Consider the following 21,038-nt stretch of genomic DNA (forward strand, 5'->3'; position numbering starts at 1 on the left):
GAATGACCGCTCCTAGGATCACGTTGAGCAGTCTGCGACCGGCGAAAGGACAAAGAACCCGTGACCACCCAGAGCAGCAGCGCCGACCAGGTGCGCAATCTGATCATCATCGGGTCCGGGCCCGCCGGCTACACCGCAGCCGTCTACGCCGCCCGGGCCCAGCTCGAGCCACTCGTGTTCGAGGGGACGCAGTTCGGTGGCGCGCTGATGACCACCACCGAGGTCGAGAACTACCCGGGCTTCACGGACGGGATCATGGGTCCCGACCTGATGGAGCAGATGCGCGGGCAGGCCAAGCGCTTCGGCGCCGAGCTGCGCGCGGAGGACGTCGAAGAGGTGAAGCTCGAGGGCGCGGTCAAGGAGGTCACGGCCAACGGCGTGACCTACCGGGCCCGTGCCGTCGTCCTCGCGATGGGTGCCGCGGCGCGCTACCTGAACGTCCCCGGAGAGCAGCAGCTCCTCGGCCGCGGCGTCAGCGCCTGCGCCACCTGTGACGGCTTCTTCTTCCGGGACCAGGACATCACCGTCGTCGGCGGCGGGGACTCCGCGATGGAGGAGGCCACGTTCCTCACCCGTTTCGCGAAGTCCGTCACGATCATCCACCGCCGGGACGACTTCCGTGCCTCGCGCATCATGCTCGAGCGCGCACAGAACGACCCGAAGATGCGCTGGGAGACGAACAAGGCCGTCACCGAGGTCGTCGGGGACAAGAGCGTGTCCGCGCTGAAGCTGAAGGACACGGTCACCGGCGAGGAGTCGACGCTGGACGCCACCGGCATGTTCGTCGCGATCGGCCACGACCCGCGTTCGGAGCTGGTGAAGGGCCAGGTCGAGCTGGACGACGCCGGCTACGTGAAGACCAAGTCGCCCACCACGTACACGAACCTCCCGGGCGTCTTCGCCTGTGGCGACCTCGTGGACCACACCTACCGGCAGGCCATCACCGCGGCCGGCTCCGGCTGTTCCGCCGCGATCGACGCCGAGCGCTGGCTGGCGGAGGAGCCGATCGACCCCGAGCTCGCCGGCGGCGGGTACGGCTCGTCCTCCCAGGACGTCGCCGCCGCCCTGAGCTGAACTTCGACCTCGCCACACCGATCCGAGGAGATCATCTGATGGGAAAGAACACCGTGGACGTCACCGACGCCTCCTTCGAGGCGGACGTCCTGAAGAGCGACAAGGCCGTGCTGGTCGACTTCTGGGCCACCTGGTGCGGTCCGTGCAAGATGGTCGCCCCGGTCCTCGACGAGATCGCCGGCGAGCACGCCGAGACGCTGACCGTCGCGAAGCTCGACATCGACGCGAACCCGGCCACGGCGCGTGACTACCAGGTCATGTCGATCCCGACGATGATCCTCTTCAAGAACGGCGAGCCGGTGAAGCAGATCGTGGGCGCGAAGCCGAAGGCCGCGCTGCTGTCCGATCTGTCCGACCACATCGGCTGAGCCGGAAAACCTCCAGCGTGTCCCGGCCGGCAACGGTCGGGACACGCCCGTGTACGCCCCGCTGTCGCCCGACCGGGAAGGAGCAGGGCACAATGGTCGACGGCCGACGCCGGGAGATCCGGCGGTGACGGTGCGTCGCCGAAAGCCTCCCGGGCACCACGCCGGGGTGCTCAAGGGGCCGCCACGATCGATCGAGCGAGGGGTGCATGCAGCTGCTCCGCCGCGGGGACAGTGGTCCGGCGGTCGTCGAGATCCGGGCGAAGCTGCGGGAGTACGGCCTGTTGGCCCCTCCCGGTCCGGCGCCGTCCGAGAACTACTTCGACGACGACGTCGAGCACGCCGTCCAGGCCTTCCAGCAACGCCGGGGGCTGATCACCGATGGCATCGTCGGGCACGCCACCTACCGCGCGTTACGTGAGGCGAGCTGGAAGCTCGGGGACCGCATGCTCGCGCTGCTGATCTCCTCCCCGATGAGCGGCGACGACGTCGCCCAGCTCCAGGAACGGCTGCTCGAGCTCGGGTACGACCCGGGCCGCCCGGGCGGCGTGTTCGACGACATGACCGAGAACGCCCTGCGCGGGTTCCAGCGCGACTACGGGCTCACGCCGGACGGTGTGTGCGGGCCGGCAACGCTGCGCTCGCTGCGACAGCTCGGCCGCAAGGTGACCGGTGGGCGGCCGGGACTGCTGCGCGAGCAGGAGCTTCTGCGGCGCGCCGGGCCCCGGCTGCGGGGCAAGCGGATCGTGGTGGACCCGGGGCACGGCGGACAGGACCGCGGGGTCCAGGTCTCCGGGGTCGACGAGGCGGGCCTCGTCTGGGACCTCGGGCGCCGGCTGGTCGGGCGTATGGCCGCCACCGGCATGGAGGCGCTGCTCTCCCGCCGCGAGGACACGTGCCCCACGGACGCCGAGCGCGCCGCGTTCGCGAACGCCGCGGGCGCAGACCTCGTCCTCTCTCTGCACACCGACGCGAACCAGAGCATGCACGCGCACGGGCTCGCGACCTTCCACTTCGGCAACGGCTCCGGCGCGACGTCCACCGTGGGCGAGGCGCTCGCGGGGCTGATCCAGCGCGAGCTGCTCACCCGCACCGCGATGCTGGACTGCGGCAGCCAGGCGCGGACGTGGGAGCTGCTGCGGCTGACGCGCATGCCCACGGTCCGGGTGGAGATCGGCTACCTGACGAACATGGGGGACCGGCAGAAGCTGCTGGACCCCGCGTTCCGGGACATCGTCGCCGAGGGCATCCTCGTCGCCGTCAAACGGCTGTACCTGCTCGGCCAGGACGACCAGCCGACCGGGACGTTCACGTTCTCCGACGTCCTCGCCCGCGAGCTGGGTCGGGGCCAGGCACAGGCGATCTAGTCCGGTCACTCCGGGGCCTACTCGCCCCTACGACGATCTGAGGGCCGGGAACGGGCATTCGCCCGTTCCCGGCCGTCTCTGTCTCGGATGGATCTTCCAGGCCGCTGGCGGGGCGCTCAGCGAGCCCTCAGAACGTCGCTGGCAGCACCTGGGCCGGGGCCGGTACCCGGGGTGCGGGGCGCTCGACCGGCGTCGCAGCCTGCATCGGGATGGTCACGGTCCCGAGGAGTTGCTCGAGCGCGTGCTCGACGTCCTCCTTCCACGTGATCCCCGAGCGGAGCTCCATCCGCAGCCGGGGCCAGCGCGGGTGCGGCCGGACGGTCTTGAAGCCGACGCGGCGGAGGAAGTCCGCGGGCATGACACAGCCCGGCTCCGATCCGGAGCGCGCGTCCCCGAACGCCTCGACCGCCTTGACGCCGCGGCGGGTGAGGTCCTTCACGACCGCCTGGGCGAGCATCCGACCGAGACCCTCGCCGGAGAACTCCGGCATCACCTGCATCGTGGTGAGGAGAACCGCGTCCGCGCTCACGGGACCGGTCGGCATCTCCTCGGCGCGGGGGACGGCCGACGGCGGCGCGTACACGACGTAGCCGGCGGGGACGCCGCGCATGTAGACGACCTTCCCGCAGGAGCCCCACTCGAGGAGGATCTCCGAGATCCAGGCCTCCTTCTCCAGCTCAGTGGAGGCGAAGTCCTCCGCCTGCCGGGAGAGATGCGGTGAGCTTCCCAGAAGACACAGCGACGACACCGCTTGGGCAGGTCGTCGAGATTGTCCAAGTTGAGTGAGTCGACGTGCCAGGACAACGAGAGGACCTCCGGCAGGCAGCCCGGAGTACGGGCGGCCGTCGTGACGACACTGAACTGACAGATGCTGCACTGACAGCTGTACCGGATGCCCCCGGCGCTCGACGAGCTTAAATCGATACAGCTCCACGCAACACCCCGAGTGAGGCGACCGGCGGCCCAGCCTCGCCGAAGGGCAGGAGGACCACCCGTCCCGGTTACACTCGCCGGGTCCTTTCCCCGTGAGCAGGAGGATCCCCGTGTCGATCCCGCCGTACAGCCAGCCCGAGTTCCCCGTCTCGCGGGCGGCGGCACCGGCGGCAGCGGCGGCGCTCGTACCTCCCACCGAGCGGTTCGCCACCCGCACCTCGGGGATGATCGCCTCCGAGATCCGGGCCCTGTTCGCCGTCGCGAGCCGGCCCGAGGTCGTCTCGCTGGCCGGTGGGATGCCCAACCTGGCGGCGCTGCCGCTCGAGTCGCTGTCCGCCGAGGTCGCCGATCTGGTGGCGCGGGACGGCCAGGTGGCCCTGCAGTACGGCTCCGCGCAGGGCGTCCCGCGGCTGCGCGAGCAGATCTGCGAGGTGATGCGCGAGGAGGGGATCGAAGCCGATCCGGACGACGTCGTCGTCACCGTCGGGTCGCAGATGGCCCTGGACCTGATCACGCGGATCTTCTCCGACCCCGACGACGTCATCCTCGCCGAGGGTCCCTCGTACGTCGGCGCGCTGGGCAGCTTCGCGGCCTACCAGGCGCGCGTCGTCCACGTGGCGATGGACGAGCACGGACTGGTGCCGGAGCTCCTGGAGGACGCGCTGCGCAGCCTCGCCGCCCAGGGGATCACGCCGAAGTTCCTCTACACGATCCCGAACTTCCACAACCCGGCCGGCGTGACGATGGCCGTCGACCGCCGGCAGCGGGTTCTGGACCTGTGCGCCGAGTACGGCGTCGGCGTCGTCGAGGACAACCCGTACGGCCTGCTCGGCTTCACGGGGACGGTCTACCCGGCGCTGCGGTCCATGGACCGGGACGTCGTGTACCTCGGCTCCTTCTCCAAGACGTTCGCGTCGGGGCTGCGCGTCGGCTGGGCGCTCGTCCCGCCGGCCGTGCGGGACCGGCTGGTGCTGGCCGCGGAGTCCGCGACGCTGTGCCCGCCGAGCTTCACGCAGATGCTCGTGTCCCGGTACCTCGAGAACCACGACTGGCGCGCCCAGATCAAGACGTTCACCGAGGTGTACCGGGAGCGCCGGGACGCGATGCTCACCGCGCTCGAGACCCATCTGCCCGCGGGCTGCACCTGGACGGTTCCGGACGGCGGCTTCTACGTGTGGCTCACCGTGCCCGAAGGCGTGGACAGCAAGGCGATGCTGCCCCGCGCCGTCACCGCGCGGGTCGCGTATGCGTCCGGCACGGGCTTCTACGCGGACGGCCTCGGCAGCCGTCAGTTGCGGCTCTCCTACTGCTACCCGACGCCGGAGCGCATCACCGAGGGCGTCCGGCGGTTCGCCGCCGTGCTCGAGGCGGAGCTGGACGTGATGAGGACGTTCGGGGTGCAGGGGAGGCCCGACCGCGCGGTGCTGGGTCAGGGGCCACAGGCCCCGTCCCCGGACACCGCCTGATCCACCTCTCCCAGGCCGACCACAGCGGGCCCTGAGTGCGCCTCTCCGGCGCATTCAGGGCCCGTTGCGCGTGGCGGGACTCTGTGGTCGGCAGCTGCGGTGGGGGGTGTCGGTGCTGATGCGGCCCTACGGCCCCCGCCGAGCCGAGTACGCCGTCGTCGACCTCCGGACCTCGGGTGTCCCGCGCTGGACCCGGCGGCACGGGCACGCACGTGGTGGTGCCGAGCTGCAGCGGTGGCCACCGGCGGCTCATCGCAAGGAGTCGGGGGCTCAGCGGTGCGGCTGCCGCTGTTTCACGTGAAACAGCACGTTTCCAGCACCCCCGGCGGGCTCGGCGCGTTTCACGTGAAACCGTGCCTGCCGGGCGCCGGGCGTGCTCGCACTCCTTCCGCGTGCGGACTTCAGCACCCGCCCGAACGCACTTCACAGTGTCGAAGTGAACCGGGGGAGCGGCCTGTTCGACCTCGTCCGGAGTGCAGCCGTTCCGTGCGCGGTTCCACGTGAAACAGGGCCTTCCCCGGCGCCGGGAGACGGAGTCCTGGTGCCGGCCCGATTCAGGGCGACTCGGTGCGTCGCCTCTTCGAGTCCGGCTCCCCTTCGTGCTCTGCGCCGCCGCGTGGGCGCACCGAACGGCAAAGCCCCCTTTCGCCGCGTGAATCCCGTACCGCGTTCCCGCACAACAAGGTTGACGAGCGCCGATGTTCCACGTGAAACGACGTCGCTCGGCCAGTGCCGCGCGGTTGACGACGTCCACGTCGACGCGGCGCCGCGCGCGGGTGGCCAGCATTCACTGGTCCCGCAGGTCGCCCGGCCACTTCGCGGGGGCAATTCGACAGGCGCTGTTCGCCGTGTTTCACGTGGAACACTCTGAACACGTGGAACAAGGGCACCGACCGCGGAGCGGTGTTTCACGTGGAACATCGAGCACCCGCCCCGTCCGATGTCGTCTGTCGGCGCCCCCGGCCGCACCCGGCGCTACACGCCTCCACGGCGGACGCGCAGCCCCTGATGATCCCGACCCGATCGGACATCGGCTGTACGGCGTCACCCGGACGGCGCGCACGTGCTGCGTCGCGCCCGTCGCAGCAGCCGAGGTCTCCGGCTCTCCGCCACCTCGTGCGCCGTGGTGAGCGCGTGCCGGACGAGAGGGCGGAGCCGATCGACGTCCGGCGCTGGTCGGGGATGCGGTCCTCGGACGATGCGGTCCCCGGACGCCGCGCCGGCGCCTCGCCGCGGCGTGGGAGCGACGCGTCCTCCGCGCCGTTCGGATCTCTTCGCCCCGCCTGCCAAAAGGCGGGGCGACCAGCCGGCCGGAGGAGGCAGCTGGGGCCGACCGCGCCTCCGCAGATTCCCGTACCGGCTCGCGTGAAGCGGTGGCCCGCCTGCCCGCCTCGGACGGATGCCGCCCGCGACGTCCCGTGTCCCGGCTCCCTGCGATCCAGGGGAGCGCGCCCTCGCAGCGACGACGGATGGACAGACCCGAAGACGCGGCAGCACCTCGACCGCGAGAGCCGGGCGACGCGGCAAGGCCGGGGGTCCAGTGAGCGGCCACCAAGGAGCAAGAACTCGAGGATCCCGGCGAGTTCCTCGGGCGTCGCCGACGAGGCGCCCGGACACGATCTTCCGCCGAACCACCAGACCCGCACGCCGGGACCGAGCAGCTCGAAGGCTCCCGTTGCTGTTTCACGTGGAACATCGCCCCGCTCGCGCCGGCCGGATGACCGGGCACTCCGGGCCGTAGCGCAGAATGCCGGCGTGACCGATCGAACCGTGGCCGTGTTGGCGGGTGGGCTCTCCCATGAGCGCGAGGTGTCCCTGCGATCGGGCAGGAGGCTCGCCGGGGCGCTGCGCAAGGCCGGGGTCGACGTCCGTGAATGGGATGCCGACGCGTCACTGATCGAACGGCTGCGCACGGACCGGCCGGACGCCGCCGTGGTCGCGCTGCACGGGGGAGAGGGCGAGAACGGCTCCGTGCAGGCGGTGCTGGAGCTGCTCGGCATCCCGTTCGTCGGCACCTCGGCCCAGGCCTCCCGCCGCGCATGGGACAAGCCGACCGCCAAGGCCGAGCTCGCGCGCTCGGGCCTGAGCACGCCGGACTGGGTCGCGCTTCCGCACACGACCTTCCGTGAGCTGGGGCACAGGCCGTGCTCGACGCCATGGTCGAGCGACTCGGCCTGCCGCTGATGCTGAAGCCGGACCAGGGCGGCTCCGCGCTCGGCGCTCAGGTGGTCCGGGCCGCCGCGGACCTGCCCGCCGCGATGGTCAGCTGTCTCGCCTACGCGGACACCGTCCTCGCGGAGCGGTTCGTCGTCGGCACGGAGGTCGCCGTCTCCGTGGTCGACGACGGCGCCGGCGGCCCGCGCGCCCTGCCCCCGGTCGAGGTCGACGTGCCTGGCGGCGTCTACGACTACACGGCTCGCTACACCCAGGGTGCCGCGACCTTCCACTGCCCGGCCCGGCTGCCCGAGGAGACCGTGGAACTCCTGAAGGAGACCGCCCTCCAGGCGCACCAGCTCCTCGGGCTCCGGGACATCTCCCGTATGGACGCCGTCGTCGATGCCGACGGACGGGTGCAGATCCTGGAGGTGAACGTGTCTCCGGGGCTCACCGACACGTCGCTGCTCCCGATCGCCGTCGCGGCAGCCGGGATGGACCTCGGCGAGCTGTTCGCCGCCCTCGTCGAGCGCGCCGTCGAACGCGGGTAGCGCCCGACCGGAAACGCCACGAGGCCCGATGTTCCACGTGGAACATCGGGCCTCGTCGTCTGTACGGCGGGGGAGCGCTCAGTCCTCGGCGCGCCCCATCAGCTGCGCGATCCGCTCCAGGTCCTCGACCGAGCCGAACTCGACGACGATCCGGCCCTTGCGCTGCCCGAGCTCGACCTTGACCCTGGTGTCGAAACGGTCCGACAGGCTCTCCGCGAGCCGGTCGGCCCCGGGGGCGTGGATCGGCGCCCGACGGGCCTTGCGGGCCGGGGCGGCCCGCTCGCTGCGCGCCAGCACGACGGCCTCCTCGGTGGCCCGCACCGACATCCCCTCGGCGACGATCCGGGCGGCGAGCTCCTCCTGCTTCTCCGCCTCGTCGAGCCCGAGGAGCGCGCGGGCGTGCCCGGCCGACAGCACGCCGGCCGCGACCCGGCGCTGGACCGGCACCGGCAGCTTCAGCAACCGGATCATGTTCGTGACGACCGGCCGGCTGCGGCCGATCCGGTCCGCCAGCTCGGTGTGGGTGACGCCGAACTCGCCGAGCAGCTGCTCGTAGGCCGCGGCTTCCTCGAGCGGGTTCAGCTGGACGCGGTGGATGTTCTCCAGCAGCGCGTCCCGCAGCATGGCGTCGTCGCCGGTCTGCCGCACGATCGCCGGCAGCACCTCGAGCCCGGCGCGCCTGGACGCCCGCCAACGGCGCTCGCCCATGACGAGCTCGAAGCTGCCGGGGCTCGTCTCCCGCACGACGATCGGCTGCAACAGGCCGAACTCGCGGATGGAGTGCTCGAGCTCGGCGAGGTGCTCGTCGTCGAACTGGGTGCGGGGCTGCTTGGCGTTCGGCCGGATCGCCTCGACGGGGATCTCGCGGTACACGGCGCCGTACCCGTCGCCGTCCGCGGACGGCTCGTCCGGCACCGAGGCGAGCGGCCGACTCCACCGGTCCGGCACGTCCGCCGAGGGGGTCGACGGGCGGGGGACCGGCGTCTCAGCGGAGGAGCCGGGCGGGGGACCCGTCGGGATCAGCGCGGCCAACCCTCGGCCCAGACCGCCCTTGCGCTCGGCCATCATCGCTACCGCCCGTTCGTCTCATGCGTACCCATCTCGGCGCCGTAGGCGGCGATCTCCCGGGCGGCGTCGACGTAGCTCATCGCGCCCCGCGAGCCGGGGTCGTAGGCAAGCACGGTCTGGCTGTATCCCGGCGCCTCGGAGACCTTGACGCTGCGCGGGATCACCGTACGCAGAACCGTGCCCCCGAAGTGCTGCCTGACCTCCGACGTCACCTGATCGGCGAGCTTCGTCCGCCCGTCGTACATGGTGAGCAGGATCGTGGAGACGTGCAGCGCGGTGTTCAGGTGCGACCGCACGAGGTCGATGTTGCTGAGCAGCTGGCCGAGCCCCTCCAGCGCGTAGTACTCGCACTGGATCGGGATCAGCACCTCGGCGGCGGCCACGAGCGCGTTGACCGTCAACAGGCCCAGCGACGGCGGGCAGTCGATGAGGACGTAGTCCACGTCCAGCTCGTCGAGCACCGCGTCGGAGAGGGCCTGGTTCAGCCGGGACTCCCGGGCCACCATGCTCACGAGCTCGATCTCGGCGCCGGCGAGGTCGATCGTTGCCGGCACGCACAGCAGGTTCTCCGACGCCGTGCTCTGCGCCGCCGCTTCCACGAGGCTGATCTCGCCGAGCAGCGCCTCGTAGATCGACGGCGTACCCGCGCGGTGCTCCACCCCGAGGGCCGTGCTGGCGTTGCCCTGTGGGTCCAGGTCGATGACGAGCACCCGGATCCCGTGCAGCGCGAGCGCTGCGGCGATGTTGACGGTGCTGGTCGTCTTGCCGACGCCGCCCTTCTGGTTGGCGACGGTGAGGACACGCCTGTGCGCGGGCTTCGGCATCGAGTGCCGGTCCGGATGCAGGACGCGCGCCGCGCGTTCCGCCTCCTCCGCGATGGGGGTCCAGCCGATGCTCACGCGGGGACCTTCCTTCGATGTTTCACGTGGAACAGCAGTCACGGCCGCTGCCCCTTCTTCCGGTCCCGGCGTCCGGCCCGCCCGCTCGGCCGGGACTCCCGGTCGACGGCGATCACGGTGCTCGGGGGATCGACGAGGCCCACTCCGCAGTGCAGGACCCGCGGGGTGCCACCGCCCAGCTTGCGAACGGACGCGGCGTCCCGGGCGATCTCCTCGGGTGCGGAGGCGCCCTTCACGGCGAGCATCGTGCCGTCCTGGCGGAGCAGCGGGATGGCCCAGCCGGCGAGGCGGTGCAGCGGTGCAACAGCACGAGCGGTGACCACGTCGGCCCCCTCCCATCGACGCCTGATCGCATTCTCCTCCGCCCGGCCCCGCTCGACGATGAGCGACAGGCCCAGATCCGCGATGACCTCGTCCAGCCACTCGACCCGGCGGGCGAGCGGCTCGACGAGCACGATCCGAAGATCGGGACGGGCGAGCGCCAACGGTATCCCGGGCAGGCCCGCTCCCGAGCCGATATCGACCACGTTCGCGCCGTCCGGCATCAGTTCCGCGACGACGGCACAGTTCAGCACGTGCCGATCCCACAACCGGGCGGTCTCGCGGGGCCCGATCAGGCCTCGCTCCACCCCGGACGTCGCCAGGTGCTCGACATAGCGGGCGGCCAGATCGAGCCGGGGGCCGAAGACCTCGGCGGCGGCCGGCGGTGGATGTTCCACGTGAAACACATCCTCCTCGGAAGCCGTTCCGGAGCCGGGTACGGGTACGGAAGCGCCCCCCGGCCCGTGGGGACCGGAGGGCGCCACGACCGGTTCGGCTCGCCCGGTCCCGCTCACTTCGTCCGGGAGACGACGACCTGACGGCGCGGCTCCTCGCCCTCGCTCTCGCTGAAGACGCCCTTCACCCCCGCGACGGCGTCGTGCACGACCTTGCGCTCGAACGGCGTCATCGGGCGCAACCGGACCGGCTCGCCGGTCTCCAGGACGTCGGTGGCCGTCCGCTTGCCGATCTCGGTCAGCTCGTCCCGGCGACGCTGCCGCCAGCCCGCGATGTCCAGCATCAGTCGGCTGCGGTTACCCGAGGACTGCTGCACGGCGAGCCGGGTGAGCTCCTGCAGCGACTCGAGGATGTTGCCCCGGTCGCCGACGAGCTTCTCCAGGTCCTCACCGCCGTCGATGCTCACGATCGCACGGCCGGCCTCGACGTCGAGGTCGATGTCCCCGTCGAAGTCCAGGATGTCCAGCAGCCGCTCGAGGTAGTCGCCCGCGATGTCACCCTCGCGGATCAGCTGGTCCTCGCCCGACGTCGGCGTGTCCGCCTTGGGGGTGGCGGTGGGCGCCGAGCCCTCCTCTGCCGTCTTCGGCACGGTGGTTCTCCCTTCGAGGTGTTCCGATGGACGACGAGACCTGCCCGTCGGCCCACCGAGGAGCCCGCACCCGGGCGGGCTCCGGAGGTTCGTGGGCGCCGCGGCGGCTGCGACGTGCGGCGCCTGTACGGCTGCTCGACGACGTGGCCGCGGCGCGTCAGCGTCGCTTGCGTCCCTTGTTCCGGGCGGCCTGCGGACGGGAGCCTCCACCACCCGAGCGGTTGCCCTGGCCGCCCGGCCGCTTGGCGCTCACCGGCTTGGCCCCGGGCTTCTTCGCGGGGGCGGAGCTGCCGTTCCCGTTGTTCGGTGTGGTGCCGTTCGACGACGGCTCCGCCGGGGTCTCGGACCCGTCGTCCCCCTGCGGCCGCACCTGCGGCTTCTGACCGACCTGCGGCTTCTGGCCCGGCTTCGGGGCGAGGGCGTTGCGGTTGGCGACGGCCTGCTCGCGCTTCTCCGACTCCTCGGCGTCGATCTTCCGGTAGACGAGGTACTGCTGGCCGAGGGTCCACAGGTTGTTCGAGACCCAGTAGAAGAGGATGGCGAGCGGCAGGAACGGGGCTCCGACGACGACGCCGATCGGGAACACGTACAGCATCAGCTTGTTCATGATCGCTGCCTGCGGGGCGGCCGCCTGAGCCTCCGCCTGGCGGGCGACGGAGTGCCGCGCGGTGATGTGGGTGAAGATGCCCGCCGCGATCATCAGCGGGACCATCACGATCAACATGCTCGGGATGTCCGTACCCAGGCTCTCGAGGCTGGGCGCGCCCTGCAGCGGGACCACCGAGGCGCCGAGCTTGGCGCCGAACAGGTCCGCGTCGATGAACGACTTGACCTCGTCCGCGCCGAAGAAATAGTTCTCCGTCTTGCCCGGCTTGAACTCGCGGAGCACGTGGAACAGGCCGATGAACACCGGCACCTGGACGAGCACGGGGAGGCAGCCGGCCAGCGGGTTCGCGCCGTTCTCGGACTGCAGCTTCTGCATCTCCGCGGCGAGCTTCTGCTTGTCGTTGGCGTACTTCTTCCGGAGCTTCTGCATCTCCGGGGCCATCTCCTGCATCTTGCGCATGGAGCGGACCTGCCCGACGAAGGGCTTGTAGAGGATCAGTCGCAGCGTGAAGACGAGGAACACGACCGACAACGCCCAGGTGATGCCCTTGTCCTCGCCGAGGACGTAGCCGAACGCCTGGTGCCAGACCCACATGATGAAGGACACGGGGTAGTAGATGAAGTTCAGCACGGCGCTTGCTCCTCGCAGTTCCTGGCGCAGTCGTGGGGCTCGTGGTGGGCGCGCGCGGCCCCCGCCGCAGGGTCGGCAGACGCCGCAGGTCCGGGGCCGGCCCGCGCCCGGCGCTCCGGCACGGGGTCCACACCGCCAGGGTGCCACGGTCCGCAGCGCAACAGTCGCAGAACTGCCATACCCGTCCCGCGCAGCGCCCCGTGCACCTGGACGGCCTCGACCGCGTAGGCGCTGCAGCTCGGGTAGAACCGGCAGGTCGGAGGCAGCGCCGGGGAGATCCAGTGCTGGTAGAAGCGTACGGCGCCGATCAGGATGCGGGCGACCGGCCCGGGACGGGGGCCGTCCGCCGTGCTCGTGTCGGTGGTGACGTCGTCCGGTCCCGGCCCCTCGGAGGTGGGATGCCCGGAGACGGGCTCGTCGGAGGCGGGGCCGGTCACGGGCTGCTCGCCGTCGCGCGGAGTTTGCGGAGCGCGGCGCGCAGGCCGGAGTCCAGGTCCTCGCCCAGCTCGGCGGACGTGGCGTCGGCCGCCGGCGGGAGCGCCCGGACGACGAGGAGCGCCCCGGCGGGCAGGTCCGCGATCCGGGGCGCGACGAGGTGTCGGAGGCGACGCGTCACCCGGTGCCGCACGACGGCGTTGCCGACCGCCTTGCTCACGACGAACCCGGCGCGCGCCGAAGTGGACGGCGCGGCCGGGTCCGGGGTGGTACTCACCTGCAGATGTACGACGAGACGGGAGCGTCCGGCCCTGCGGCCACGGCGGATCGTCGAGGCGAAGTCGTCCCGACGGGTCAGCCGGGCGTCGGCCGGAAGCACTCCGACGCCGCGATGATCAGGCGGAGAAGCTCGGCGCGGCCCTTACGGCGGCGCCCAGCGAGGATGGCGCGCCCCGCGCGGGTACGCATGCGCAGCCGGAAACCGTGCGTCTTGGCCCGGCGGCGGTTGTTCGGCTGGAAAGTGCGCTTGCCCTTGCTCACGGTCGGCTCTCCCGGTCGACGGCGTCCTGGCGCGGAGCCGGGCCGTCTGTAGCTGTCGTCACTGAGGTCTGGTTCGTACTGGTCTGGTCGTGCTGCGGTGTCCGGGAGCGAGCGGAGCGCGGTAGCACGAACAGCAGCGCGCACCGATCCTCACGGACACGGTTCGTCCCAGGGTACGCAGCCGCTCGGAAGAGGGTCAAACCGCCCCATCACCTGCGCCGCGAGGGGCCCCGAAGCGCCGTCACGATCGCGCAGGGCGACGGCCACGTCACCCGTAGGGCTCGACACGCGGGGGCGCCTTGTGGCCGCGACCAGGGTGTTGTTAACGTGCCCGCCTCGCAGTTCCGTCCCGCTGGGATCGGAACACGTCCGCTCCGAGCGAGCCGGGCGGGCCCGCCCGGGGTCCGCCCCACAGTCCTGCGTAGGGTCTGTGCACATGTGTGGATAGGTCTGGGGATACCCGATGCCGGACCCGCACCCGTCCGACCGCAGGTCGGACCAAGGACGACACCCGGTGACCGCCCCTTGCGGCCCGGTTACGACTTCGGGGAGAGGAGGAGCCGGACGGTGGCCGACCAACCTGGTGATCTCGGACAGGTCTGGAATCAGGTCATCGCGGACCTCTCCGGCTCACCCGAACACGGCTCGCCCGGGCTCTCCGCGCAACAGCGCGCGTTCCTCCGGCTGACCCGGCCGCTCGGCCTGCTCGACGGCACCGCACTCCTCGCCGCGCCGAGCGAGTTCGCCAAGGACGCGATCGAGCGCATCCTGCGCCGGCCGATCAGCGACGCGCTCGGCCGCCATCTCGGCGTGCAGGTCAACCTCGCCGTCGTCGTCGACGCCTCCGCGGCGTCCGGCGGCACCGAGGTCCCGGATCCGCCGGAACGCGTCCATCCGTCGCGCAACAGCGGGGCACCGGCCCGTCCCGCACGCGACGACGACCGCCTGCCGGAGCCGATGCCCCTCGGCGGCGACGCCCTCCCGGGCACGGGGAGCGAGCCGCTCGGCCTCGACATCCCGACGCCGCCCGGCGGCACCCCTCTCGTCGGCATCGGCGCGAACGACGGGGAGGGCCCTCTCGGCTCCCTCGCCGCGTCGGGGGCCGCCCGTCCGGAGGCGTGGCCGACCTACTCGGCCCCCCGCGCGGGAGATCCGGTCGCCCCCCGCTCGCAGACCCGGCTGAACGAGAAGTACATCTTCGACACGTTCGTCATCGGCGCGTCGAACCGGTTCAGCCACGCCGCGGCCGTCGCCGTCGCGGAGGCGCCGGCCCGGGCCTACAACCCGCTCTTCATCTGGGGCGAGTCCGGGCTGGGCAAGACCCACCTGTTGCACGCCGTCGGGCACTACGCCCAGCGGCTGTTCCCGGGCATGCGCGTGCGGTACGTCAGTACCGAGGAGTTCACCAACGACTTCATCAACTCGCTGCGCGACGACCGGAAGGTGGCCTTCCAGCGCCGCTACCGCGACGTCGACGTGCTCCTGGTGGACGACATCCAGTTCCTGGAGGGCAAGGAAGGAACCCAGGAGGAGTTCTTCCACACCTTCAACACGCTGCACAACGCGAACAAGCAGATCGTCGTCTCCTCGGACCGGCCGCCCAAGCGGCTGGAGACCCTCGAGGACCGGATGCGGACCCGCTTCGAGTGGGGCCTCATCACCGACATCCAACCGCCCGAGCTCGAGACGCGTATCGCGATCCTCCGGAAGAAGGCGGCCCAGGACCGGCTCGCCGTTCCCGGTGACGTCCTGGAGTTCATCGCCGAGCGCATCGAGCGGAACATCCGCGAGCTCGAGGGCGCGCTGATCCGGGTGACGGCGTTCGCGTCGCTGAACCGGCAGCCGGTCGACACCCAGCTCGCGGAGATCGTGCTGCGCGACCTCATCCCGGACGCGGCGGCGTCGGAGATCACGGCGCCGACGATCATGGCCGTCACGGCGGACTTCTTCAACGTGTCCCTCGACGAGCTGTGCGGGCCGGGCAAGACGAAGGCGCTCGCCCAGGCCCGGCAGATCGCCATGTACCTCTGCCGCGAGCTGACGGACCTCTCGCTGCCGCGGATCGGGCAGACCTTCGGCGGCCGGGACCACACGACCGTCATGCACGCGGACAAGAAGATCCGCAACGAGATCTCGCTCCGCCGCAAGACCTTCGAGCAGGTCCAGGAGCTCACCGCGCGCATCAAGCAGCGCGCCCGCCACTGACCCTGACCTGTCCCTGCCGCGTCCGGGCCGTGCCCCGGGCCCGGGGCACCACGCGCACCGTCCGGCCCCACGCTCCCGGTCGACCGCGCGCCACCCGCGCCGCCGGCACCCCCGGCCCGGGTCTCGGGTCGATCACCGTTCGGCGGTGGGCCGATCTTCACGGAACCCCTGACCGACCACTCGACGTCGAGTTGTCCCCAGGCATCCACAACCGCAGGTCAGCGCCCCGGAACGAAAACACCCCCGAACCGGACCGACCGCCCACTCACTCCCCGCATCGAGTCGAGGCGGGCCGAGCACCCACACGGAAACACCGCTGAGACGACCGGAGAGCGCCGATCTCGCTCCGGCCGGGCTCCCCGGAATCCCCGCGCCGACGACCGGACACAGCCGAACCCCGCGTGCATCGATCCGGACACGATCTCGATCCGGTGCATCCCGCAACTCCGCGCGTGTCGCGCCACCGTGTACCGCTCGGCGGCCGCTAATGGGCGTTCATCGCTCGGCCGTGATCACGAAACGGGAGCGCCGGCTCGCTGCTGGTCACCGAGCGTCATCGCACATGTGCAAGGTGGGGTTCCTGAGGGTTTCCCCGCGCGACATCGTGACGTGCCGGTCCCGCCGAGCGGTCGCACAGCGTGGACGCGCGGCCACGCTTCACCCACATCTGGGGACAAGTCTGTGGATGGTCGGTCAGCAGCCCGTGGACGAACGACCCCCAACCCGTGGACAACTCACCTCGGATCGGGGGATGGATCCGGGACAAGGTGGCTCGATCGCCGTCCATCCACGGTTCGCCCGGCCCGTCAACCGGTAGTCCCCGGGTTCCGTCCCCACGACGCCGCGCCGTGCGACCTGCGGCGACGGGCTCCATCCACACTGTCCACAGGTGTTATCACTGCTTCTGGAGTTCTCTCTTGGAGAGATCTAAAGAGAAACAACGCGGTGGATGGAGCCCCGAACGTGTCCCCGGCCGCGCCTCACCCGGTCGCTCCGGTCGGCCGACGGCCGACGTGACACCCGGGCTCGGAAGGCTCTACGGTGGGCCGACCGATCTCGAACCGCTCCGGGGCCCCTCGCCCGGTCCACGGCGACGGTCGATGCACGTTCAGTCGAGTTCCGTGTCCGTCCAGGCGTCCGACGAGAGTCCCGCGCCTTCGGTCCCCCTCAGCACCATCGGTGAAAGGTCCATCCCGCCATGAAGTTCCGGGTCGAACGCGACGTCCTGGCCGATGCGGCAGCGTGGGTCGCCCGCAGCCTGCCTGCGCGGCCCCCGGTCCCGGTCCTGGGCGGTGTCCTCATCGAGGGGAGCAGCGGCGACGGCGGCGACAAGCTGACCGTCTCCGGCTTCGACTACGAGACCTCGGCCCGCGTCGAACTCGACGCGACGATCGGCGATCCGGGCAAGGTCCTCGTCTCCGGCCGGCTGCTGGCGGACATCACGCGCGCCCTGCCCTCGAAGCCGGTGGACATGGTCGTCGACGGCTCGCGAGCCACGATCAACTGCGGGAACAGCCGGTTCTCCCTGCCGATCATGCCGGTCGAGGACTACCCGCAGCTGCCGTCGATGCCCCAGCGCGCGGGCAAGATCGACGCGAACCAGCTCGCCGAGGCCGTCGCGCAGGTCGCGGTGGCGGCCGGGCGGGACGACACGCTGCCGATGCTCACCGGCGTCCGGGTCGAGATCGAGGGCGGGCGCCTCACGCTCGCCGCGACGGACCGGTTCCGGCTCGCCGTCCGCGAGCTGAACTGGCAGCCCGAGGACGAATCGATCTCCACCGCGGTGCTGATCCCCGCCCGGACCCTGGCCGAGGTCGCGAAGACCCTCGCCGGCTCCGGCACGGTCGAGATCGCGCTGTCCGCGGGCGACGGGATGCTGGGCATGACCGGGGGCGGCCGCCGGTCCACGACCCGCCTGCTCGACGCCGAGTTCCCCCGGTTCCGCCAGCTCATCCCCACCGAGCACACCACCGCCGCCGAGCTCGAGGTGGCCGCGCTGGTCGAGGCGATCAAGCGCGTGTCGCTCGTCGCGGACCGGGTCGCCCAGATCCGGATGGAGTTCGGCGAGGACGGGCTCCGGCTCGCCGCAGGTGGGGACGACGTCGGCAGCGCGGAGGAGGAGCTCCCCTGCATGCTCGACGGGAACCCGCTCACCATCGCGTTCAACCCGGGCTACCTGCTGGACTCCCTCGGCGCCCTGCACACGGCCCGGGCCCAGCTCACCTTCACCACGCCGAACCGGCCCGCGCTGGTGCGCCCGGTCGTCCCGCCGCCGGCCGAGGGCGAGCCCGCCCCGGACCCCGGCTACCTGCACCTGCTGATGCCCGTCCGGCTGCCCGGCTGACGCACCGGCCTGCCATCGGGGGAACGGGCGGACCGGGCGAGCCCGCCGGTCCGCCCTGGTGCACGATGGTCGGCATCAGATCCATCCCGGCGGAGGAGCAGCGGACGTGCAACTCGGACTGATCGGCCTCGGCCGCATGGGCGGCAACATGCGGGACCGCATTCGTGCGGCGGGCCACGAGGTCGTCGGCTACGACCCCCGCCCCGAGGTGACGGACGTCGGCTCGCTGCAGGACCTCGCGGCGGCGCTCGAGTCCCCCGGGTCGTCTGGGTGATGGTCCCGTCCGGGGACGCCACCCGCAGCACCGTGCAGAAGCTGAGCGAGGTCCTCTCGCCCGGTGACCTGGTGATCGACGGCGGCAACTCCCGCTACACCGACGACGCCCCGAATGCCGCGCTGCTCGCCGCCAAGGGGATCGGCTACCTGGACTGCGGGGTCTCCGGCGGCATCTGGGGCAAGGACAACGGCTACGGCCTGATGGCCGGCGGGTCGGACGAGCACATCGCGCTCGCCATGCCGATCTTCGACGCGCTGCGGCCGGAAGGCCCGCGCGAGGAAGGCTTCGCGCACGCGGGCCCGGTCGGCGCCGGCCATTTCTCGAAGATGGTCCACAACGGCATCGAGTACGGCCTGATGCAGGCCTACGCCGAGGGCTTCGAACTGATGGAGGCCGCGCCGCTGGTCACGAACGTGCCCGCGGTGATCCAGGCGTGGTCGCGCGGCACGGTCGTCCGCTCCTGGCTGCTGGACCTGCTGGTCAACGCGCTCAAGGACGACGCGCACCTCGAGGAGCTCGAGGGCTACGTCGACGACTCCGGCGAGGGCCGGTGGACGATCGAGGAGGCCATCACCCACGCCGTCCCGCTGCCCGTGATCTCGGCGGCACTGTTCGCGCGGTTCGCCTCGCGGCAGGACGAGTCGCCGGCGATGAAGGCCGTCGCGGCGCTACGGAACCAGTTCGGCGGGCATGCGGTGAAGAAGAGCGCCGGCCCGGCCGGCCGGCCGGGTGACACCGCGGGTCCGAGCTCGGGCACCGGCTCGACCCAGGGCTAGGTCAGGGCTTGTCCTAGTGCATCTGCGGAGACTGGCCGTCGAGGACTTCCGCTCCTGGGAACGCGCCGAGCTGGAGTTCGGGCCGGGGGTCAGCGTGCTCGTCGGGCCGAACGGCGTCGGCAAGACCAACCTGGTCGAGGCGATCGGGTACCTGTCGACGCTCGGGTCGCACCGGGTCTCGAACGACGCGCCGCTGGTCCGCCGTGGTGCGGAGCACGCGATCGTCCGCGGGCAGGTCGTACACCTCGGCCGGCAGCTGGACGTCGAACTGCAGATCACGCCGGGCCGGCAGAACAAGGCGCGGGTCAGCCGCGCGCCGGTGCCGCGGCCCCGCGAGATCCTCGGGATCCTGCGCACTGTGCTGTTCGCGCCCGAGGACCTCGCGCTGGTCCGGGGGGATCCGGGGGAGCGGCGGCGGTTCCTCGACGAGCTGCTCGTCGCCCGGTACCCGCGCTATGCGGGCGTACGCGCGGACTACGACAAGGTGCTGCGTCAGCGGTCGGCGCTGCTGAAGACCGCGAAGAGCGCCAGGTACAACGGGGGCGGCGGCGATCTCTCGACCCTCGACGTCTGGGACGGGCACCTCGCGAAGACCGGCGCGGCCCTGCTCGCCGGCCGCCTCCAGCTCGTCGACGCCATCGCGCCGCACGCCGAGAAGGCGTTCTCGGAGGTCGCGCCGTCCTCCGATCCGATCGGGCTCGCCTACCGGTGCTCCGTCCCGGGGGACCTCCCGCCGACCCCGGTGGAGCTCGAGGCCCTGCTCCTGGACGAGCTGGCGCGGGTCCGCCGGCAGGAGATCGAGCGCGGGGTCTGCCTCGTCGGACCGCACCGCGACGATCTCGAGCTGCGGCTCGGCCAGGGACCGGCCAAGGGGTACGCGAGCCACGGGGAGTCCTGGGCGCTGGCCCTCGCGCTCCGGCTCGCGTCCTACCGGCTGCTCCGCGCGGACGACGTCGAACCCGTCCTGATCCTGGACGACGTGTTCGCCGAGCTGGACGCGGCGCGGCGGCGCGCGCTGGCCACGGTCGCCGCAGAGGCGGAACAGGTCATCGTGACGGCGGCCGTCGCGGAGGACGTCCCGGCCGAATTGGACGGGACGCGGTTCGCGGTGGGCGGCGGCGCGGTGGTGCGTGTGGAGACAGGTGGATCGGAGACGAACCCCTCCTGACGAGGGAGGGGACTTCAGGCGCTGAGAGACCGATTTTGGGCCTCTCCTGGGGACAAGGCTGTGGATACTGTGGATAACTACCACCTTTCTGGTGATGGCGGTCACTCGGAACCGCCGGGCGACGCCGATCGACCGTCGACCTCGCCCGGTATGCACAGTCCTGTCCACACCCCTGGGGACGAGGGTTCCGGCACCGCTCGTCGTGGCTCGGATCTTGCGCGCGACGCGCTCCGGGCGGCCCGGGAGGCGTCGGCGAAGCAGCGGGAGGAGCGCAACGCCGAACGCCGTGGGACACCGGTGCGCGGATCCCGTCGCACCGGCCGCCGCCGCCGCTGGTCCGGTCCGGGCCCGGACGACCGGGACCCGCAGCCGTTCGGCCGCCTCGTCTCCAGGGTGTCCATGGATCGCGGCTGGTCGTCCCGGCTGACCGACGCGACCGTGCTGAGCCGCTGGCCCGAGCTCGTCGGCCCGGACATCGCGGACCACTGCACGCCGGTCTCCCTGCGGGACGGCGAGCTGACCCTGCAGGCGGAGTCGACGGCCTGGGCGACGCAGGTGCGCACCCTGCAGCGCCAGCTCCTCGGCCGGCTCGCCGCGGCCGTGGGCCGCGACGTCGTGCGGCGGATCCGGGTGGTCGGCCCGAGCGGGCCGAGCTGGCGGCACGGCCCGCGCTCCGTCCGGGGCGGCCGGGGCCCGCGCGACACCTACGGCTGAGCCCGCCGGGCGGGGTGGGCAGGCTCCCTCGCCCCAGGACCCCCGTGTGAGAACGGCCTGCCTGACACCCGCGCGGACCGGCTTGCGCGCCGCAGGGCC

General features: G+C 71.8%; 15 protein-coding genes and 4 pseudogenes. 10 read left to right on the plus strand and 9 right to left on the minus strand.

Translation table 11 applies throughout. The features are described from left to right. Positions 1-60: 60 nt before the first annotated feature. From trxB to WBK50_RS31785, 3 genes are all read left to right on the plus strand, one after another. Complete coding sequence (gene trxB, locus WBK50_RS31775) at positions 61-1,074, plus strand: thioredoxin-disulfide reductase (RefSeq protein WP_341339084.1); 1,014 nt, start codon at positions 61-63, stop codon at positions 1,072-1,074. Positions 1,075-1,112: 38 nt separating this feature from the next. Next, complete coding sequence (gene trxA, locus WBK50_RS31780; protein WP_341339085.1) at positions 1,113-1,442, plus strand: thioredoxin; 330 nt, start codon at positions 1,113-1,115, stop codon at positions 1,440-1,442. Positions 1,443-1,648: 206 nt separating this feature from the next. Then, complete coding sequence (locus tag WBK50_RS31785) at positions 1,649-2,806, plus strand: N-acetylmuramoyl-L-alanine amidase (RefSeq protein ID WP_341339086.1); 1,158 nt, start codon at positions 1,649-1,651, stop codon at positions 2,804-2,806. A 127-nt stretch (positions 2,807-2,933) separates the two neighbouring features. Here the strand turns inward: WBK50_RS31785 and WBK50_RS31790 are convergent. Continuing rightward, a pseudogene (locus tag WBK50_RS31790) lies at positions 2,934-3,610 on the minus strand (GNAT family N-acetyltransferase). Between the two features lie 233 nt (positions 3,611-3,843). On the opposite strand from WBK50_RS31790, the gene WBK50_RS31795 reads away from it, so the two are divergent. Both WBK50_RS31795 and WBK50_RS31800 read left to right on the plus strand, forming a co-directional pair. Next, positions 3,844-5,205, plus strand: coding sequence for an aminotransferase-like domain-containing protein (locus WBK50_RS31795; protein ID WP_445942414.1), 1,362 nt, complete (start codon positions 3,844-3,846; stop codon positions 5,203-5,205). A gap of 1,755 nt (positions 5,206-6,960) precedes the next feature. Continuing rightward, positions 6,961-7,910 (plus strand): annotated as a pseudogene (locus WBK50_RS31800) (D-alanine--D-alanine ligase family protein). Between the two features lie 78 nt (positions 7,911-7,988). Here the strand turns inward: WBK50_RS31800 and WBK50_RS31805 are convergent. The 8 genes and pseudogenes from WBK50_RS31805 to rpmH form a co-directional block, all read right to left on the minus strand. After that, positions 7,989-8,975 (minus strand): ParB/RepB/Spo0J family partition protein, encoded by a 987-nt coding sequence (locus tag WBK50_RS31805; protein WP_341339088.1) that lies wholly within the window; start codon positions 8,973-8,975, stop codon positions 7,989-7,991. Between the two features lie 5 nt (positions 8,976-8,980). Continuing rightward, positions 8,981-9,877, minus strand: a complete 897-nt coding sequence (locus tag WBK50_RS31810) for a ParA family protein (protein ID WP_341339089.1) — start codon at positions 9,875-9,877, stop codon at positions 8,981-8,983. A 38-nt stretch (positions 9,878-9,915) separates the two neighbouring features. Next, positions 9,916-10,605 carry a 16S rRNA (guanine(527)-N(7))-methyltransferase RsmG gene (gene rsmG / locus WBK50_RS31815; RefSeq protein ID WP_445942326.1) on the minus strand — a complete coding sequence of 230 codons (690 nt, stop codon included), beginning with the start codon at positions 10,603-10,605 and terminating at the stop codon, positions 9,916-9,918. A gap of 104 nt (positions 10,606-10,709) precedes the next feature. Beyond that, positions 10,710-11,243, minus strand: coding sequence for a Jag family protein (locus WBK50_RS31820; RefSeq protein WP_341339091.1), 534 nt, complete (start codon positions 11,241-11,243; stop codon positions 10,710-10,712). Between the two features lie 157 nt (positions 11,244-11,400). Further along, positions 11,401-12,480, minus strand: coding sequence for a membrane protein insertase YidC (gene yidC, locus WBK50_RS31825; protein WP_341339092.1), 1,080 nt, complete (start codon positions 12,478-12,480; stop codon positions 11,401-11,403). Continuing rightward, entirely contained in the window at positions 12,474-12,917 is a 444-nt protein-coding gene (yidD, locus tag WBK50_RS31830) for a membrane protein insertion efficiency factor YidD (protein WP_445942327.1), read from the minus strand. Before yidD ends, yidC begins: the two co-directional genes overlap by 7 nt. Beyond that, positions 12,914-13,294 (minus strand): ribonuclease P protein component, encoded by a 381-nt coding sequence (gene rnpA, locus WBK50_RS31835; RefSeq protein WP_341339093.1) that lies wholly within the window; start codon positions 13,292-13,294, stop codon positions 12,914-12,916. Before rnpA ends, yidD begins: the two co-directional genes overlap by 4 nt. Before the next feature lie 26 nt (positions 13,295-13,320). Continuing rightward, positions 13,321-13,455 (minus strand): annotated as a pseudogene (gene rpmH, locus WBK50_RS31840) (50S ribosomal protein L34); the annotation flags it as partial. Between the two features lie 567 nt (positions 13,456-14,022). Here rpmH and dnaA point away from each other — a divergent pair. The 5 genes and pseudogenes from dnaA to WBK50_RS31865 all read left to right on the plus strand — a co-directional run bounded on the left by dnaA (position 14,023) and on the right by WBK50_RS31865 (position 20,939). After that, complete coding sequence (gene dnaA, locus WBK50_RS31845) at positions 14,023-15,660, plus strand: chromosomal replication initiator protein DnaA (protein ID WP_341339094.1); 1,638 nt, start codon at positions 14,023-14,025, stop codon at positions 15,658-15,660. Positions 15,661-16,858: 1,198 nt separating this feature from the next. Then, entirely contained in the window at positions 16,859-18,004 is a 1,146-nt protein-coding gene (dnaN, locus tag WBK50_RS31850; protein WP_341339095.1) for a DNA polymerase III subunit beta, read from the plus strand. A gap of 136 nt (positions 18,005-18,140) precedes the next feature. Next, positions 18,141-19,057 (plus strand): annotated as a pseudogene (gene gnd / locus WBK50_RS31855) (phosphogluconate dehydrogenase (NAD(+)-dependent, decarboxylating)). A gap of 16 nt (positions 19,058-19,073) precedes the next feature. Further along, positions 19,074-20,225 carry a DNA replication/repair protein RecF gene (gene recF / locus WBK50_RS31860; RefSeq protein WP_341339096.1) on the plus strand — a complete coding sequence of 384 codons (1,152 nt, stop codon included), beginning with the start codon at positions 19,074-19,076 and terminating at the stop codon, positions 20,223-20,225. A gap of 150 nt (positions 20,226-20,375) precedes the next feature. After that, the gene (locus tag WBK50_RS31865; protein ID WP_341339097.1) at positions 20,376-20,939 is read left to right on the plus strand and encodes a DciA family protein; all 564 of its coding nucleotides are present in this window, start codon (positions 20,376-20,378) and stop codon (positions 20,937-20,939) included. Positions 20,940-21,038 lie beyond the last annotated feature (99 nt).

The sequence above is a fragment of the Pseudonocardia sp. T1-2H genome, assembly GCF_038039215.1.
Lineage (GTDB): Bacteria > Actinomycetota > Actinomycetes > Mycobacteriales > Pseudonocardiaceae > Pseudonocardia.

Excerpts from the sequence above, each read along its gene's own strand:
- trxA (WP_341339085.1), top strand. The coding sequence starts at position 1,113 with ATGGGAAAGAACACCGTGGACGTCACCGACGCCTCCTTCGAGGCGGAC.
- WBK50_RS31785 (WP_341339086.1), top strand. The coding sequence starts at position 1,649 with ATGCAGCTGCTCCGCCGCGGGGACAGTGGTCCGGCGGTCGTCGAGATC.
- WBK50_RS31805 (WP_341339088.1), bottom strand. The coding sequence starts at position 8,975 with ATGGCCGAGCGCAAGGGCGGTCTGGGCCGAGGGTTGGCCGCGCTGATC.
- dnaN (WP_341339095.1), top strand. The coding sequence starts at position 16,859 with ATGAAGTTCCGGGTCGAACGCGACGTCCTGGCCGATGCGGCAGCGTGG.
- WBK50_RS31865 (WP_341339097.1), top strand. The coding sequence starts at position 20,376 with ATGCACAGTCCTGTCCACACCCCTGGGGACGAGGGTTCCGGCACCGCT.